Origin of the sequence: Escherichia albertii NBRC 107761 = DSM 17582, assembly GCF_000759775.1 — a bacterium.
Classification (GTDB): domain Bacteria; phylum Pseudomonadota; class Gammaproteobacteria; order Enterobacterales; family Enterobacteriaceae; genus Escherichia; species Escherichia albertii.
The window spans coordinates 1-16,927 of the sequence record NZ_BBMY01000113.1 but is presented as its reverse complement, the minus strand read 5'-3'; the positions used below and the strand labels follow the sequence as shown (position 1 = coordinate 16,927).

16 protein-coding genes and 2 pseudogenes are annotated in these 16,927 nt (G+C 50.9%); 10 read left to right on the top strand and 8 right to left on the bottom strand.

The window, feature by feature from the left end; all coding sequences use genetic code 11:
- Window positions 1-121: 121 nt before the first annotated feature.
- From EA14781_RS17510 to EA14781_RS17480, 7 genes are all read left to right on the top strand, one after another.
- Window positions 122-1,729: an acyl CoA:acetate/3-ketoacid CoA transferase gene (locus tag EA14781_RS17510; RefSeq protein WP_001223801.1), complete on the top strand. Its 1,608-nt coding sequence runs from the start codon at window positions 122-124 to the stop codon at window positions 1,727-1,729.
- Window positions 1,726-2,562: a shikimate dehydrogenase family protein gene (locus EA14781_RS17505; protein ID WP_000803895.1), complete on the top strand. Its 837-nt coding sequence runs from the start codon at window positions 1,726-1,728 to the stop codon at window positions 2,560-2,562. The genes EA14781_RS17510 and EA14781_RS17505 overlap by 4 nt, the downstream gene beginning before the upstream one ends.
- A complete protein-coding gene (locus EA14781_RS17500; RefSeq protein WP_001238541.1) occupies window positions 2,544-3,407 on the top strand; it encodes a sugar phosphate isomerase/epimerase family protein in 864 nt (287 codons plus the stop codon). Before EA14781_RS17505 ends, EA14781_RS17500 begins: the two co-directional genes overlap by 19 nt.
- On the top strand, window positions 3,397-4,785 hold the full coding sequence (locus EA14781_RS17495; protein ID WP_000687241.1) for a glycoside hydrolase family 88 protein: 1,389 nt from the start codon (window positions 3,397-3,399) through the stop codon (window positions 4,783-4,785). Before EA14781_RS17500 ends, EA14781_RS17495 begins: the two co-directional genes overlap by 11 nt.
- Window positions 4,782-5,564 (top strand): 3-ketoacyl-ACP reductase, encoded by a 783-nt coding sequence (locus EA14781_RS17490; protein ID WP_000097903.1) that lies wholly within the window; start codon window positions 4,782-4,784, stop codon window positions 5,562-5,564. Before EA14781_RS17495 ends, EA14781_RS17490 begins: the two co-directional genes overlap by 4 nt.
- Before the next feature lie 88 nt (window positions 5,565-5,652).
- Window positions 5,653-6,063 (top strand): MaoC family dehydratase, encoded by a 411-nt coding sequence (locus EA14781_RS17485; RefSeq protein ID WP_001182298.1) that lies wholly within the window; start codon window positions 5,653-5,655, stop codon window positions 6,061-6,063.
- A gap of 198 nt (window positions 6,064-6,261) precedes the next feature.
- Window positions 6,262-6,915: a TetR/AcrR family transcriptional regulator gene (locus tag EA14781_RS17480; protein ID WP_226058049.1), complete on the top strand. Its 654-nt coding sequence runs from the start codon at window positions 6,262-6,264 to the stop codon at window positions 6,913-6,915.
- Between the two features lie 275 nt (window positions 6,916-7,190).
- Here EA14781_RS17480 and EA14781_RS25465 read toward each other — a convergent pair.
- The 3 genes and pseudogenes from EA14781_RS25465 to EA14781_RS17465 all read right to left on the bottom strand — a co-directional run.
- Window positions 7,191-7,394: pseudogene (locus tag EA14781_RS25465) on the bottom strand (ATP-binding cassette domain-containing protein); the annotation flags it as partial.
- A 38-nt stretch (window positions 7,395-7,432) separates the two neighbouring features.
- Window positions 7,433-7,876, bottom strand: a complete 444-nt coding sequence (yjdN, locus tag EA14781_RS17470; protein WP_000059236.1) for a VOC family metalloprotein YjdN — start codon at window positions 7,874-7,876, stop codon at window positions 7,433-7,435.
- Between the two features lie 140 nt (window positions 7,877-8,016).
- The gene (locus tag EA14781_RS17465; RefSeq protein ID WP_002460783.1) at window positions 8,017-8,352 is read right to left on the bottom strand and encodes a zinc ribbon domain-containing protein YjdM; all 336 of its coding nucleotides are present in this window, start codon (window positions 8,350-8,352) and stop codon (window positions 8,017-8,019) included.
- A gap of 442 nt (window positions 8,353-8,794) precedes the next feature.
- On the opposite strand from EA14781_RS17465, the pseudogene EA14781_RS23635 reads away from it, so the two are divergent.
- The 3 genes and pseudogenes from EA14781_RS23635 to pmrR all read left to right on the top strand — a co-directional run.
- A pseudogene (locus EA14781_RS23635) lies at window positions 8,795-9,037 on the top strand (diguanylate cyclase regulator RdcB family protein); the annotation flags it as partial.
- A gap of 261 nt (window positions 9,038-9,298) precedes the next feature.
- Window positions 9,299-10,801, top strand: a complete 1,503-nt coding sequence (proP, locus tag EA14781_RS17460; RefSeq protein ID WP_000919717.1) for a glycine betaine/L-proline transporter ProP — start codon at window positions 9,299-9,301, stop codon at window positions 10,799-10,801.
- 136 nt (window positions 10,802-10,937) lie between these two features.
- On the top strand, window positions 10,938-11,027 hold the full coding sequence (gene pmrR, locus EA14781_RS26100) for an LpxT activity modulator PmrR (RefSeq protein ID WP_000746246.1): 90 nt from the start codon (window positions 10,938-10,940) through the stop codon (window positions 11,025-11,027).
- Here pmrR and pmrB read toward each other — a convergent pair.
- The 5 genes from pmrB to adiY all read right to left on the bottom strand — a co-directional run bounded on the left by pmrB (window position 11,003) and on the right by adiY (window position 16,751).
- Complete coding sequence (gene pmrB / locus EA14781_RS17450; protein WP_001052112.1) at window positions 11,003-12,103, bottom strand: two-component system sensor histidine kinase PmrB; 1,101 nt, start codon at window positions 12,101-12,103, stop codon at window positions 11,003-11,005. The two genes, pmrR and pmrB, sit on opposite strands and share 25 nt — an antisense overlap.
- Window positions 12,104-12,772 carry a two-component system response regulator BasR gene (basR, locus tag EA14781_RS17445; protein ID WP_000697907.1) on the bottom strand — a complete coding sequence of 223 codons (669 nt, stop codon included), beginning with the start codon at window positions 12,770-12,772 and terminating at the stop codon, window positions 12,104-12,106.
- A complete protein-coding gene (eptA, locus tag EA14781_RS17440) occupies window positions 12,769-14,412 on the bottom strand; it encodes a phosphoethanolamine transferase EptA (protein ID WP_002460780.1) in 1,644 nt (547 codons plus the stop codon). The genes basR and eptA overlap by 4 nt, the downstream gene beginning before the upstream one ends.
- Before the next feature lie 103 nt (window positions 14,413-14,515).
- Window positions 14,516-15,853: an arginine/agmatine antiporter gene (adiC, locus tag EA14781_RS17435; protein ID WP_000093144.1), complete on the bottom strand. Its 1,338-nt coding sequence runs from the start codon at window positions 15,851-15,853 to the stop codon at window positions 14,516-14,518.
- A gap of 136 nt (window positions 15,854-15,989) precedes the next feature.
- On the bottom strand, window positions 15,990-16,751 hold the full coding sequence (gene adiY, locus EA14781_RS17430; protein ID WP_001217090.1) for a DNA-binding transcriptional activator AdiY: 762 nt from the start codon (window positions 16,749-16,751) through the stop codon (window positions 15,990-15,992).
- Window positions 16,752-16,927: the final 176 nt, after the last annotated feature.

The following is a 16,927-nucleotide window of genomic DNA, read 5'->3' as shown; positions in this document are numbered from 1 at the left end:
CCTTAAATTAAATAGATCTACAGGAACAAGGATTTCAATTCTATCTATTCATGATGGAAGCATGACTGCCGCCGATATTAACACGTAGGTTTATTTGAACATTTCACTATGGAGAATAGTTATGCGAATTGTTACAGCGGATGAAGCCGTTTCGTTGCTATGTGATGGAGATACTCTGATGATCAGTGGTTCTGGTGCGGGGCATGCTACGCCAGAGGCATTGCTGGAAGCGCTGGAGCGTCGTTATCAGGTGCAGAATTCCCCCCGACAACTTACGGCGTTTCATCCGGTTGGTCTGGGTGATCGTACCTTTCGCGGGGCGTCGCGATTGGCATACCCTGGTTTATTAAAACGGGTCGTCTGTGGCACGCTGGTTGATTCCCCGCCGCTGGCGAAGATGGCGCTGAATAATGAAATTGAAGCCTGGACATTGCCGCAGGGGGTACTCTCGCAATTGACCCGAGAAATGGCCGCCGGTCGGCCTGGTCTGATAAGCCATGTCGGGCTGCATACCTTCGTCGATCCTCGTCAACGCGGCGGTCGGCAAAGCGAGTGCTGTTCTGAGGAACTCGTTAGCCTGATAGAAATCGCCGGTAAGGAGTGGCTTTATTACAAGCCCTTTCACGTTGATATCGCATTTTTACGCGGCACGACGGCGGATGAAGACGGCAATATCACCATGGAGCAGGAAGCGATTTTTGGCGACATGCTGTCGATGGCTCAGGCTACCCGACGCAACGGTGGGTTAGTGATAGTCCAGGTAAAACGCATTGCCAAACGCGGCACGTTACCCGCTAAAAGCGTCAAAATTCCGGCAATGCTGGTGGATTTAGTGGTTGTCGATCCCGGGCAGTCAGTCACCTACCAAAGTCCAAATGATCCGGCCTTTACCGGAGAACTGCGCATTCCGCTTGATGGATTCCCGGTGTTGCCGCTGGATGAGCGTAAAATCGTCGCCCGTCGCTGCGCTATGGAATTGCAGCCTGGGGCGGTATGCAACGTTGGCTCGGGGATCTGCACGGGTATCGGTCTCGTTGGCGCTGAAGAGAATATTCTCGACCAGATCGTCCTCACTAACGAGCAGGGGCTGATCGGCGGCGCGCCAGCCGCAGGTCTGGACGCTGGCGCGGCGCGTAATTATAGCGCGATGATCGATCAACCTTATCAATTCGATTTCTACGATGGTGGCGGCATTGATATCGCCTTCCTGTCAGCGGCGGAAATTGACGGCGGCGGTAGCGTCAACATTAGCCGTTTCGCCAACAAGCTGATTGGCGTGGGCGGATTTATCAATATTAGCCAGAATGCGAAAAAAATGGTTTTCGGTGGCACCTTTACCGCCGGAGGGCTTCGCGTAGCTTGCCAGGACGGGCAGTTGCGGATTATGCAGGAAGGTGCGCATCAAAAATTCGTCAGCCAATTACAGCAGGTTTCCTACAGCGGTCCTTACGCCAGCCAGCGTGGTCAGATCACGCTGTTTGTGACCGAACGCGCGGTATTCCAGGTTAAGGACGGTGAGCTTGAATTAATTGAAATCGCTCCGGGCATTGACCTGGAACGCGATATTTTACAGCAAATGCGTTTCCGTCCTCGTATTGCAGCCGAACTGAAGTTGATGGACGCCAGGCTCTTTTCGCCGGAACCGATGGGATTGTCTGCGGAGATGGCGGCCAAACCCCGCTCATGTCACCCGCGACTGGCGTCATTATCCTCAAAGGTACAGCCATGAAACCGATGGTCATTAATGGCAGCACCCGGCTGTATGGCATCGCAGGCGACCCGGTTGCCCAGGTCAAAACCCCGGAGCTGTTGAATTCATTTTTTCAACAAACCGGCATTAATGCGGTCTGCGTACCGCTACAGGTGGCGACGAGCGGGTTTGAAGCCAGTCTGCGCGGCGTAATGCAGTTGAGTAATCTGGATGGCCTGGTGATCACCGTTCCGCATAAAGTCCGCGCTTGTGCGCTGACGGAATCCCTTTCTGCAGAGGCGCTGCGCGTGGGAGCCGTCAATGTACTACGTCGTTGTGAAGATGGCGGATGGCATGGCGATATGTTTGACGGAACGGGGCTTACTGTTGGCCTGCTCAGGCAGGGCTTTGTACTGAAAGGGCAGCATGTGAAGCAACTCGGCGCTGGCGGGAGCGGCGCTGCCGTTGCGTTTGCTCTGCTGGCGGCGGGTGCGGCGTCTGTCACTCTGTGCGATCCTGACGACAACGCAGCGCAGGCGCTGGCGCAACGCATTAACGCCAGCTATCCGCAACACCCCGCTCGCGTCAGCGACGTCCCGGCTGAACTGACGGGCATTGACCTGCTGATCAACTGTTCCCCCATAGGTATGAAACCTGATGACGGCCTGCCTGCGCCATTCGCTGACTTCAATCCATCGTTGCAGGTCGTGGATATCATTATGCACCCTGCTGAAACACCTCTGCTTGCCCATGCCCGACGTGCGGGCTGCCATGCTGTCAATGGCAAACCGATGATTGAAGGACAACTGGCGGAGTTTATTCATTTCTTCGGTTTGGCCGATAAGGAGTCGCTATGCGCCTGCTCACGCTGACTCCGCAACATCTTTCCCTGAACACTGCCACGTTGGGGCCTGGCGCGTCGCTGCATGATGCCGTTCAGGGATGTGTGAAATACGGTTTTGGCGGCATTGCTCCCTGGCGCGACAAGGTGGCGGAAATCGGTTTATCCCAGGCCAGTCGTCTGATTCGTGATGCGGGATTACAGGTGAGCGGATTGTGCCGTGGCGGAATGTTTCCTGCCGCCAGCCGTACTGAACGTGAAAAAATTCGTGTGGATAATCTGCGGGCGATTGACGAAGCCGCAGCGCTGGAAGCTGCCTGTCTGGTGCTGGTGGTCGGTGGTTTGCCTGCCGGTTCCAGAGAGCTGGACAACGCCCGACAGCAGGTTGAAGACGGCATCGCCGATATGCTGGAACATGCGCGCATGGCAAATGTTCGCCTGGCGATTGAACCGTTGCACCCAATGTATGCAGGCGATCGCGCCTGCATCAACACGCTGGCGCAGGCTCTGAGTTTGTGCGAACGGTTGGGAGCAGATGTTGGTATTGCCGCTGACGTTTACCACATCTGGTGGGATCCCGATATCGTCACGCAACTTCAGCGAGCAGCCAATATGCAGCGCCTGCTGGCTTTTCATCTCAGTGACTGGCTGGTGCCTACCCGCCACCTGTTGACCGATCGCGGCATGCCGGGCGACGGCGTCATCAACCTTTCTCATTTATGCCAAACCATTGCCGACACCGGCTATCAGGGACTTTATGAGGTGGAGATTTTCTCTGCGGAAAACTGGTGGCGACAACCGGTAGATACAACCTTAAGCACTCTCGTTAAACGCCTGGAACATCTTAATAATACAGGAGATCGTCATGAAGATTGATAATACGCTGACGCCTCACGATTTGCTGCCCGCGATTGAACGTATGTGGGATGTCTCTGCCGGGAAAATCATTGCGATTGACGCCACTGCCGATCGTACCAAAGGTGCGCCAGTACACACCATTGCCGGACGTTATCAACCAAAAGGGTGGACGGACTGGACGCAGGGTTTTGAGTACGGCAGCGCGTTATTGCAGTTTGACGCTACAGGCGAGCGCTCGTTTCTGGAAACGGCGCTGACGCGTATTCGTCACGATATGCTGCAGCACATCACTCATTTCGGCGTACACGATCATGGCTTTAATCAAATCAGCACTTATGGACAGTTACTGCGCCTGATGGCGGAAGGAAAACTGCCGACAGATCCGGGCGTCAGGGACTATTACCAGTTAGCCGTTCGCTGTTCTGGTGCGGTACAGGCCTATCGCTGGACCGATTTGGGCGACGGACAGGGATACATCCACTCTTTCAACGGCGCGCATTCATTATTCATTGATACCTTACGTACCCTACGCACGCTGCTGTTGGCGCACAGCCTGGGGCATGTCATGAAAATTGAGGGCGATGTGGCGATCTCTCTGTTGGATCGGGCGCTGACGCATGCACTCACCAGCGCGCGCTACTGCATTTTCTATGGTGAAGGGCGGGATATTTACGACATTCGCGGCAGAACGGCGCACGAAGCTATCTTCAACCCGCGTAATGGCGCATTCCGCTGCGTGGGGACACAGCAAGGGTATTCGGGTTTCTCTACCTGGACTCGTGGTTTGAGTTGGGCCATGTGCGGTTTCGCGGAAATACTGGAATACCTCCAGGCATTGCCCGCAGAAAAATGGCAAACAGAACGGGATAAAACCACCACGATGGCGGCGCTGGAAAAGGCTGCTGCCGCTGTGTGTGATTTTTATCTCGACTTTACTCTGTGGGACGGTATCCCGTACTGGGATACCGGCGCGCCAGGTCTGGCGACAGTGGACGCGCCCTACGATCGTGAATCCGATCCTGAAAATGCAGTCGAACCCGTAGACAGCTCCGCAGCGGCGATTGCGGCGCAAGGCTTACTTCGGTTTGCGGCCTGGCTTCGCGCCAGCGGGCGCACAGGTGGAGATCGTTATTATCAAGCCGGGTTGTCGGTGCTGAGAACGCTGCTGGATGACCGTTACCTGAGTCTGGACAGGCAGCACCAGGGGCTTTTGCTGCATAGCCAGTATCATCGACCCAACGGTTGGGACTACGTGCGTTCCGGGCATAAAAACCCGTTCGGCGAAGCGACTATGTGGGGAGATTACCACCTGCGCGAGCTGGCGCTTTATGTTCAGCGTCTGGCCAACAACGAACCCTATGTCGCTTTTTTCAGCGCGGCAGGAGGTGAGCAATGAGTTCGCCATGTTCCGTTCGTGTCGCCCTGATCACCGGAGGGCGTCGGGGAATTGGCCTTGCCATCGCCAGACGGCTGGCAAGGGATGGCTATCACATTGCGATTACCGGCAGCGGTAATGCTGATGACGCCACGCATGCCGCCGTGGCGCAGCTGAAAAACTGCGGTATACAGGCCGGTTATTTTGCCAGCGATATCGCCGATATTACGCAGCATGACCTGCTGCTTGATCGGGTCGAACAACAACTGGGAGCCGTTTCCGTGCTGGTTTCCAATGCCGGTATTGCGCCGCCTGAAAGGCTTGATGTACTTGAAACCTCCGGGGCTAATTTCGACGCGGTGATGAACACCAACCTGCGCGGGGCGTTTTTTCTCTCCCAGGCGGTGGCCCGACGAATGCTTACCCGCCCGACAGCCGAAGGTGAACGCAGTATTGTCTTCATCACTTCTTGTTCTGCGGAAATGGCGTCGGTCAATCGGCTGGAGTACTGCATCTCGAAAGCAGGATTGTCAATGGTCGCACAGGGGCTGGCGACACGGCTTGCGGCGGACGGCATCGGCGTTTTTGAAATCCGTCCAGGCATTATCCGCACCGATATGACCGCTAACGTGAATGAAAAATATGACCGCTTGATCGGTGAAGGAACGGTGCCCGCCCGACGCTGGGGGAAAGGCGATGACATTGCTGCGGCGGTTAGCATGGTACTGAAACCGGATGCGTTTTTCGCCACTGGCTCAGTCATTCACGCTGACGGCGGATTAACATTACAGCGTCTTTAAGACGCAGGGAGACAGCGTATGGATAAGGTTTTACCCGCAGCGGAAAGGCGGCTGGCGGCTGGCGGCTGGCGAGTATGGTTACGACAGTTTGCAGCCCGGCGATTACTGGCACACCCAGGCCATTACTGTGACAGAGGCGCATATCGTTGCCTTTGCCGGGATTACAGGCGATTTTTTTGATGTGCACATGGATGATGAGTTTGCCCGTCAGCAGGGTTTCCCTGGTCGTATTGCTCATGGCTTATTAGGGTTGGCGCTGACTGATGGTTTGAAAACCCGTTGCACAGTGCGGTTGCGCGGTATCGCGACATTAGGCTGGGACTGGTCATTTTGTGAACCGCTACTGCCCGGCGACCGTATTTCCGCGCGTATCTGTGTGGTTAAAAAACGCCCAACGAAGAACAGCGAGCGCGGGATTGTCACGTTCGCGTTGCAAGTCATCAACCAGCAGGACGTTGTTATTCAGCAGGGCGAAACGTTACTTATGATGCAATACTGATAGCCCTGTAAGAGCGCGCAGTCCGCTGACTGCGCGCTCTTTTTTGTTTACCGACATGCCTTCTGGCGCAGCTCTCATCAGAGTTTTTTGCTATCTCCCTGAAAAAGTGCTAAAGATTTCACGCCGATATCAGCCGTTCAGGCGCTGTATTCAGATTATGATGAAGTTGAATATCGGTGTCAGACTCAGGGAGGGATTGTGTCAATACCAGATCGAAAACAGAGTGCGACGGTAAGCTGCACCATGCAGGATAAGATCAAAGAGCTTACTCGTAACTTACTGATTGCGCACGGCTACCATAAAACAACGTTCGGCGTGATTGCCAAAGCGCTACAGGTGACGACGACCAATATTCATTACCACTTTGGTAATAAAAATAACCTCGTCGAGATTGTGGTCAGTGAATATGTTGCCGAAGCAAAAAAAAATCAGAGCGCTATTTGGCTGGATAAAACCACAACGCTGGAACAAAAAGTGTCTAACGTGGTGGCATATAACTACCAGCTTTACAAAAAATATAATCCTGATGGCGAGGGATGCCATCCGTGGAGCCTTATTGGTCGGTTACGCCTGGAAAAGGATGTACTTACAGAGGAGATGTGCCGTTCTCTCGCATCATTTACCCAACTTATGCAGGATGTTATTGGTCAAGCCGTTGAATACGCCTGGCAGCAGGGGCAATTAAAAGCGGATACACCGCGTCAGGATCTGATCCTGCTTCTTACTCATCTGGTAGACAGCTCATCGGTTTTTGCGCAAGACTCGGGAAGCTTTAGCCGACTTGAACAATTCTTCAACGCCTTCTGCAGGGTGGTTCTGTCTATGTACATGGTCAAGCCCTCCGCCAATTGAATGACGTTGAAGCTTCCAGCGGTTACTTGTAGTTTACGCTGGAACTCCCTCTCGGGTTGAATCCGTTAATCCATCCCAATCACTATCTCATCAAACCTCGCCTCAAACCCCGACAGCAGCGCGTTCTCCATCAGCTACGCATCAAACTGGTGGCTGCAAATCAAACACTACAAACGTCTACACAGTGCGGTTGAAATCAAGCAGCCCGGATGTTTAAACAGATCGTCGCGGCCCTGTTCATCCGGCGGGGCGTAGACCGGGATCGGATTACCCACCCCCAGCGGTTCAATATGGCTACTGGCAGATTTATCTCCGGTAATCAAACCGCTTAAGTGATGTAAAAAGGTGGATTTGCCGGAACCGGACGGCCCAGGCAGAGCCACCATTTCACCGTGATGAATGCTCAGATCAACCGCATACAGCGCTTGATGATGATTGAAGGTTTTGGCGAGTTTCTCGACACGAATAATCGTTTGCATGATGCAGCTTTTTAAAAAGAGGGCTCCATCGTGGTGGATTATTTCGTTGGCTGTTGTTTGATGACATTAATCATCCATGGCACACCAAATTTATCGGTGACTTTGCCGAATCCATGCGCCCAGAAGGTTTCCTGCCAGGCCATTTCGATTTTTCCGTGGGCGGCAAGGTTATCAAACCAACGTTTTCCTTCCTCGATCTGATGTGAGTCGAGCACCAGCGTAAAGCCGGAGTAGTTGGCTTTTCCTGATGGTATGGCATCGCTCATCATGATATCGCTGCCGGCGATGCGCACATTGGCATGGGCGATGGCAGTATCGGAAAATTGCATGCCTGACGGGCAGCCTTCGGCGCTGTCCTGTGCTGGTTTCGGCATTTCGCCGAAGTTGATTTTATAGAGCAATTCCGCGCCTAACGTGCGTTGATAATAGGCTATTGCGTCGGCACAGTTACCGGCAAAAGAGAGGTAGGGGCTTAACGACATGATGATGACCTCAGTTAAGAGAAGTCAGTTAAGTGTAGTTCGAAATTTATACCGGTGAGGGAGTAGGCCTGATAAGACGCGTGAGCGCCGCATCAGGCATTTGGCACTGTTGCCGGATGCTTTGCACCCGGCATGTGAAATCAGCTCTTTTTCACGAACTCAGATTTCAGCTTCATCGGACCAAAACCGTCGATCTTGCAATCGATATTATGGTCGCCTTCAACCAGGCGGATGTTTTTCACTTTGGTACCGATCTTCAGCATTGAAGAGCTACCTTTCACTTTTAGATCTTTAATGATGGTCACGCTGTCGCCGTCAGCCAGCAGGTTGCCGTTCGCATCTTTAACGATCAGCTCGTCGCTTTCCTGCGCAGGTTCGTTATCGTTCCATTCGTAGGCGCATTCCGGGCAGATGTACATGCCGTTATCTTCGTAAGTGTATTCGGAGTTGCATTTCGGGCAGTTTGGTAATGACATGTGAATTTCCTCAAAAGTCAGCGGGGCAAAAGCGCCAAAAAACGGCAGATTGCCGAAAAAGGCCGCAATTATACACAAAATCCCTGAGTTTGTCGGAGGTACTGCTGATTTTAGACGACGATCGTTTTCATTTGAAAGACAACGTAAAAAGAAAATAATCTTTTTCCTCCATTTATTATTTAAGCTAATGTTAAAGCTCTTCTTGTTCTTTTTTTAATTCAATTGTTATTTTTATCTTCTGATTTTATGTGTCGGAAGAGGATTACTCATTCCAGTAAAACAATCTATTAAATATAGAATTGTTTTTGCATTAATTTTGGAAGCCAAAAGCAGAATTAAAAACGATCTGGATAAATAAAAGTAATTAAATTTACTTTAAGGAAGAACTTTCCATGTGCACACAGACCATATATGAGTTAAGTCAGGAGGTGGAACGTCTGTTACTGTTTTCCTGGAACTCCCACAGCAAATTGCCGCCTTGTATGAGTGGTTTTCCGCCCGTTGTCGTTGGAAGGAGAAAAGGTTAGTGCAACGAGGGATGCAGAGACAGGTGGACAAACATCCCGTTTGTTGGTCAGTGACCCCGCGGTGGCAGACTGTCGCGTTGGGGATGCCGCGACTCTGTTCAGCACAGCGTTTGGCGAAGGCGATGATAGAGGAAATCTTTTCTGTAAAACAAGTGTGATAAATTGGTTGCGTCAATGAATATTAAACGAAATGTGCATGTGAAGTTGATCACAAATTTAAACGCTGGTAGGGTAAAAAGGTTATTAACTGCCCAACTCAGGCGTCAACAGGTTTGGTTGTACAGTCCTCAGCAGACCGTGTAAGTAAACCCGCTACGCTTGTTACAGAAATTGCATCCTGCAATTCCCGCTCTCCTTTTGCGGTCGTCGCGTTGATTTTCTGGCGTGTGCGGAAATGGGCTTACTCTGTGAGGAAAGCTATGCTGAAAAGGAAAAAAGTAAAACCGATTACCCTTCGTGACGTCACGATTATTGATGACGGCAAATTGCGAAAAGCCATTACTGCGGCATCGCTGGGTAATGCAATGGAGTGGTTCGATTTTGGTGTCTATGGTTTTGTTGCTTACGCATTAGGTAAAGTCTTTTTCCCGGGCGCAGACCCTGGTGTGCAGATGGTTGCCGCACTGGCCACTTTCTCCGTTCCCTTTCTGATTCGACCGCTTGGTGGACTCTTCTTTGGTATGTTGGGCGATAAATATGGTCGCCAGAAGATACTCGCTATCACCATTGTGATTATGTCGATCAGTACGTTCTGTATCGGCTTAATACCGTCCTACGCTTCTATTGGTATTTGGGCGCCGATTCTGCTGTTGCTGTGTAAAATGGCGCAAGGCTTCTCGGTGGGTGGCGAATATACCGGAGCGTCGATATTTGTCGCGGAATATTCTCCCGATCGTAAACGTGGCTTTATGGGCAGTTGGTTGGACTTTGGCTCCATTGCCGGATTTGTATTGGGCGCAGGCGTAGTGGTGTTAATTTCGACCCTTGTCGGCGAAGAGAAATTCCTCGACTGGGGCTGGCGCATTCCGTTCTTTATCGCTCTGCCATTAGGGATTATTGGGCTTTATCTGCGTCATGCCCTGGAAGAAACTCCGGCGTTTCAGCAGCATGTTGAGAAACTGGAGCAGGGCGACCGTGAAAGTTTACAGGATGGCCCGAAAGTTTCATTTAAAGAGATTGCCACTAAACACTGGCGTAGTTTGCTGGCCTGCATCGGTCTGGTAATTGCGACTAACGTCACTTACTACATGTTGCTGACTTATATGCCGAGTTACCTTTCGCATAACCTGCATTACTCGGAAGATCACGGCGTGCTGATTATCATCGCCATTATGATTGGCATGCTGTTTGTGCAGCCAGTAATGGGGCTGCTGAGCGACCGTTTTGGTCGTCGTCCGTTTGTGATCTTTGGCAGCGTGGCGTTGTTTGCACTGGCGATCCCGGCGTTTATCCTGATTAACAGCAATATCATCGGTCTGATTTTTGCCGGGTTACTGATGCTGGCAGTGATCCTTAACTGCTTTACCGGGGTGATGGCTTCTACGTTGCCAGCGATGTTCCCGACGCATATTCGTTATAGCGCGCTGGCGGCAGCGTTTAATATTTCGGTGTTGATTGCCGGTCTGACGCCAACGCTGGCGGCCTGGCTGGTAGAAAGTTCGCAGAATCTGATGATGCCGGCATATTATCTGATGGTGGTGGCGGTAATTGGTTTGATTACCGGTATTACCATGAAAGAGACGGCAAATCGTCCGCTGAAAGGCGCGACGCCGGCGGCATCGGATTTACAGGAAGCGAAGGAAATTCTCGGCGAGCATTACGATAATATCGAGCAGAAAATTGATGATATCGACCATGAAATTGCCGAATTGCAGGCGAAACGTGCTCGCCTGGTGCTGCAACATCCACGTATTGATGCGTAATCTGAAGCAGGTTGCCTGATGCGACGCTGACGCGTCTTATCTGGCCTGCCATTGGGTAAGGCATGATGTCTGGATCTTAAGGTTCACTTAAGCTCTCATACGCATACTCTCCTCCATTCGTCTGGAGGAGAGTGCCATGAAAAAACGTATTTATGAAAGTTTAACCACCGTGTTCAGCGTGCTGGTCGTAAGCAGCTTTCTTTATATCTGGTTTACAACGTATTGATCTTTCTTCAGCCGTACCCAGGCGCGCGTACCGGATGTCCCTTCCCGGTTTTGCAGGAAAAATTGCCCGTGATGCAATTGTGTGATGCGGCTGACAATACTTAATCCCAAACCAATCCCGCCATAACGGCTGTCCATCCGCACAAATGCTTTGCTCAACTCCCCGCATTTACTCTCATCAATACCAGGCCCTTCATCTTCAACAGCCATTACCGCATCGCTATCATCTTGCAGCTTAATCATGATGTTGGTGTTTGGTGGGCTATAGCGATGGGCGTTTTCGACCAGATTACGCAATAACATTCGCAGTAGCGTCGCGTCGCCCTGAACTGTGATGTCAGCGGCGCTTTCTGGCAACAGCAAGGTTTGTTGGCGCTGGTCGAGCATGGTGCTGAGTTCGTCATACGAGGGCAGGATCACATCTTCCAGCAGCTTTACATGCTGATAATTTCCCGAAGAAAATGATTGCCCGGCGCGCGCCAGTTGCAACAACTGGGAGACGCTCTCCATCATTTGATCAAGCCGCGCCACTAACGGCGCCACATCAATATGGTGTGTTTTCGCCAGTAGCTCCAGATGCAAACGCACCCCTGCCAGCGGTGTTCGCAGTTCATGAGCGACGTCAGCGGTAAACAGGCGTTCATTATCCAGCGTGTTGGTCAGGCGGCTTACCAGATCGTTCAGCGCCGAAACTACCGCTTCGATTTCGAGAGTGGCGCTGTGAATGGTGATGGGCGTTAAGTTGTCGGCGGTACGCGCTTCCAGCTCTTTTTGCAGTTCTGCCAGCGGGCGTGTGATGCGCCGTAGCGCCTGATAGCAGATAAACAACGTCAGGCTGACCATAAAGACGCCGGGGACAATCAGGCTGGCGACAGCTTCGCGGATCTCACGCATGATGTGGCGATCGTTGTTGCGATTGTCGCGCAGCGCCTGTTCAAAAAGCTGAATCTGCTCGGTACTTTCATGCCATAGCCAAAAGACGCTGATCAGCTCAAATACCAGCAGAATAGCCCCGATGGTCAATATCAACCGCTGACGCAGCGATATTGGTTGGCGTAGAAAACGCATCAGATTCAATTAGTTTTCCTCATTGGCGACCAGCATATAACCAAAGCCGCGCACGGTGCGGATACGGGCTTTGCCCACTTTGTCGCGTAGGTTATGGATATGCACTTCCAGAGTGTTGGTTGAGGGTTCGTTGTCCCAGTTGTATATATCGTTGTAGAGAATTTCCCGATGCACCGGGCTACCTGCTTTAAGCATCAGGCGCGACAACAGAGCATACTCTTTGGGCGTCAGAATCAGTTCTTCACCGCTCATCCATACCTGACGGCGTCCCATATTTAGCGTCAGGTTGCCTACATTCAGCTCGCTCTCGCCTTGATTATTATGGCGGCGCAGCAATGCACGGATGCGGGCGTGCAATTCTTCCAGCGCGAACGGTTTTACCAGATAGTCGTCAGCCCCGACATCCAGCCCGGCGATTTTGTCAGTAAGAGTATCGCGGGCGGTTAGAATTAACACCGGCAGAGTGTATTTTTTCTGCCGGATACGGGCGAGAAAATGCAGCCCATCTTCATCGGGTAAACCTAAATCCAGCACCACCAGGCTGTAATGCCCGGCTTCAAGGCTTTGCTCTGCCATCCGCGCTGTCGAGACGCCATCGCAGGCGTAACCTTCGGTTTGCGCCGCCAGAATCAGCCCCTGCAATAACAGTGTATCGTCTTCAACAATCAGAATTTTCATTGAGTATTTCTCCTGCAGGTCTGCAGAATATCATCCGCGGCCTGATAATACTTCGTCTCGACGCCGGTTAATCCCAACAAGGTTGAGAATAAATTGTCCTGTGAATAGTGCTGCGTTTTTGCCAGTTCTTGCAGGCAACTCTGGTCAACCTGATAACGTTTTTGATAATCCTCTGACAGCCACAACAGCATCGGTACCTGTTTCTGGCTGTCCGGGGCGATGGCGTACGGCAGGCCGTGCAGATAGATACCGTTTTCTCCTAACGATTCGCCGTGGTCTGAAAGATAAACCAGACTGGTGGTGAATTTATCCTGATGTTCTTTCAGCAGATTAATCGCTTTATCAACAATATAATCGACATAGAGCACCGTATTGTCGTAGGTATTCACCAGTTGTTCCTGTGAGCAGGTCTGGATTTCGTTAGTGTCGCAGGTCGGGGTAAATTTCCTGAACTGCGGCGGATAGCGGTTGTAATAGGTCGGACCGTGGCTACCGATGGTGTGTAATACAATGAGGCCATCGCCTTGCAGATTATTGATGTACTCTTCCAGCCCGTGGAACAGCACTTCGTCATAGCATTCGCCGTTGATGCACTGACCTGGCAGGTTCAGCGCGGTGACGTTCTGGTGAGGCACGCGGTCGCAGACACCTTTACAGCCGCCATCGTTGTCATTCCACAGCACACTAATACCCGCCCGTTGAATGATATCCAACACACCTTCCTGGTGTTGCGCCAGCTCTTCTTTGTAATGCTCGCGCGGCATATCCGAGAACATGCATGGTACAGAGACGGCTGTTGCCGTGCCGCAAGAAGCGGTATCAGGGAAATAGACCACATTATCTTTTGCCAGACGTGGATTGGTTTCGCGTGGATAACCATTCAGTGAGAAGTTCTCTGCGCGCGACGTTTCTCCGACGATCAAAATGGTCAGGTTTTTACGTTTCCCGTCTTGCATTAATGGGTTGCGACGAGCATCTTCACCAATGCGTATCAGTGGCAGATTAGCCGACCGCTGGTGGGAATACCACGACCAACTGGCAACAATGCTGTTGGACGGGCTTAAGGATTTCACCAGCTCTTTGTTATTGCGAAATAGCGAGGCATAGTCTTTGTAGAACAGTGCCGCAACCAACAGAATTAGTAGCACGGAAATCAGGATATTGGCTCCGCGTAAAAGAACGCTTCGCAGACGTGAAGTGGAGGGTCTGATTTTGATCCAGCAGGCAATAATCGCGGCCAACACGCCACTTAATCCCAGCGTTAACAGCATTTGCGGGGTCATCAGGGCATAACTTTCCGCTGGAGTCGTATCAATGATATTGGTGATCATTGAGCGGTCGATGACGATGCCATAGGTCATGATGAAATATTGTGCCGCCGCGCCGACCAGAATAAACAGGCAAGCTATCGGACGGTTAAGCCATAAGAAGGAGCCTAGCGTCAGGACAATATTAATCACGCTGAATGCGACGACCGGCATCGACAAGAAAACCAGAACGTTATGCAGTGAATCCAGCGGTAACACCTGCAACACCTGTCTAAAAAAGGCGATATTCAGGCAGACTGAGATATAAAAAGCAGCGAGTAATAACCAGGCGAATAAATTTAAAGAGGGTCTTTTTAGAAGGCGCTTCAACATCACGGTATTTCCATCAAACAAAGTGCGCATATGCTCGCAAAGCAAAATTAAGCCAACCTTAAGTTCTTAAGGTTGGCTTATCTGCCTGCGGGATTAAGAGGCGTTAATCTTTGCTTATTGGCGCATCTAATGGATATGGGTTTTTATGCAACCGGTTGTAATTCAACGCATACATGGCGGTGATCACCATCAGGGTGACAAATGACCACATGACTTCTTTTGCGCCAGAACCTACTACCGCCCAGATGCAGTAGAGAAAAGCAATAGTCGTAATGGCCAGATACGCCGGACGTGCTTTGCCGAAGTGGCCGTGACCTAACAGCAGTAACGCGGCGCAGGTATAAAGATATGGCACCAGCGTAAAGATAACCGACACGGAAGAAACCAGTCCAAACTCTTTAGTGGCGTTTGGCGAGATGCTGCTGAGCTGGAATATCGTCATTAAAATGCCGACGATAATCAGGCCTGCTACTGGTGTACCTGCTTTGTTTACGCGGGTAAAAATCGGTGGGAACAGGCCGTCATCGGCGGCGGCTTTTGCCGTTTGCCCCGCCAGCAGGGTCCAACCGCCCAGAGAGCCTAAGCAACCCGCTGCCGCGCAAAAGGAGACAATCGCGCCGGCGGTGTCGCCCAGCGCCATTCGCGCCGCATCACCGAACGGCGAGGCAGAAACGCGCAGTGCCGCGTTGGGTATCATCCCCATAATTGCGGTGGTAGAGAGTACATAGCAAACGGCGGCAATCAATACCCCGCCGATGGTGGCGATTGGCACATTGCGTTTGGGATTTTTCACCACGCCAGCCGCAACGGAAGCACTTTCTACCCCAATAAATGACCACAGGGTAACGTTAAGGGTGCTTTGAATCGCGCCGAAGGTACCCAGACCGCTGACGTTCCAGGCCGCCATATAGGTTGCACCGTGAAACCAGAACCAACCGAATACGGCTATTCCGACAATAGGGATCAGCGCCAGTACGGTGGCAACGGCCTGAACGCGGGTGATCATTTTAGGGCCGACGATATTCAGCAGAACGAAAATCCACAGCACCACGACGCAAGTAATGGTTAATACCAATGGATCTTTCAGAATGGGGAAGAAATAACTTAAATATCCTACGCCAATGACCACCATGGCGATATTACCGATCCAGCAGGCCAGCCAGTAGAGAACGTTGGTTTGATAACCGAGGAAAGGGCCAAAGCAGCGTCGGGCATAGGCGTAAGAGCCGCCGGGGCTGGGGTCGAGGAACGACATTTTGGCGTATACCATCGAGAGTCCCAGCGCACCGATAATTGTCACCAACCATCCATAAATGGCAATCCCGCCAGTGGAGGCCAGGTTTGCAGGTAACAGAAAAACACCTGACCCCATAATATTCCCCGACACCATCAGGGTGACGGGGATTAAGCCCACTTTGTGAGCATCAGCATCCGAAGACATAATTAAACTCCTGCGAAGGCGAGCTTCGTGACAATAAATTACGTCATATCATACGCCTGCATCCGCGAGTTGAATTATTGTTGGCTGGGTTATCGCTAATGCCGTTATTAATATAGCTCTTTGTTTAGGTTAAAAATCAGGCGACAGAACGTTCTCTGTGCTGGCTAACATAATGCAGCGGCGTCATACCATAGAAGTCTTTAAAAACAGAAATAAAGTAAGACGTACTGTTGTAACCGCAGGACTGGGATACCTGGGAGATATTTTTACCGTCCATCATTAATTCATTTACGGCATAACGCATCCGGCAGGTAGTGATTATTTGGCTATAACTGGTATTTTCACTTTTCAGCTTTTTCTTTAACAAGCTAGGGCTAAGGCATAAACAACTGGCTACCATACTAAGATTCCAGTCTTTATGAATATCGCTTTCAATAATTTGATAAACGCTGTCGCTAACACAACTACGTAACATATACATAAGTAGCGAAAGGAATTTTTTACTGTCGAGAAAACGTGATAGCACAGTGAATAATAATGCACGCGTCCGTTCTTTTTCCGACTCTGTATCAGCGGGCGACATGCTATATCGTGCAGCGACGCGAAAAACGTCTGGCATCAGGCATGGCAAGGTGAGGATAGGGGGAGCGCTGCGTTGCCACACCGGTATTTGCGAGAGATCTTTACTCAGAAAACGGAGGTAATCTTTAATGATGTCGTGACTAATATGAGCAACCAAAGTGTTATTAAGAGAGGAGATGTCGATAATATTATTTTCACAACTTAATAACGCCATATGGTTAGCTTTCAGGCTAATAGGTTCTTTCCCATTCACTCTTAGCCAGACATCTTTTTCAGTCAATAAAACAATACAGGGTTGGTTGCTGCAAATCCTCATACATGTACTCCTGGATGCAAATAAAAGACCAATTCTCGCCATAGCAGAGCGATACCGGGAAATGGTTATATAATTGTATGATGAATAAAACCATGCATAAAAATAACGGGTTTTACTAATATTACAAATTTTTATAGTAATTTCTTATGTACAAAATTTTTTACAGGGTTAAGGTG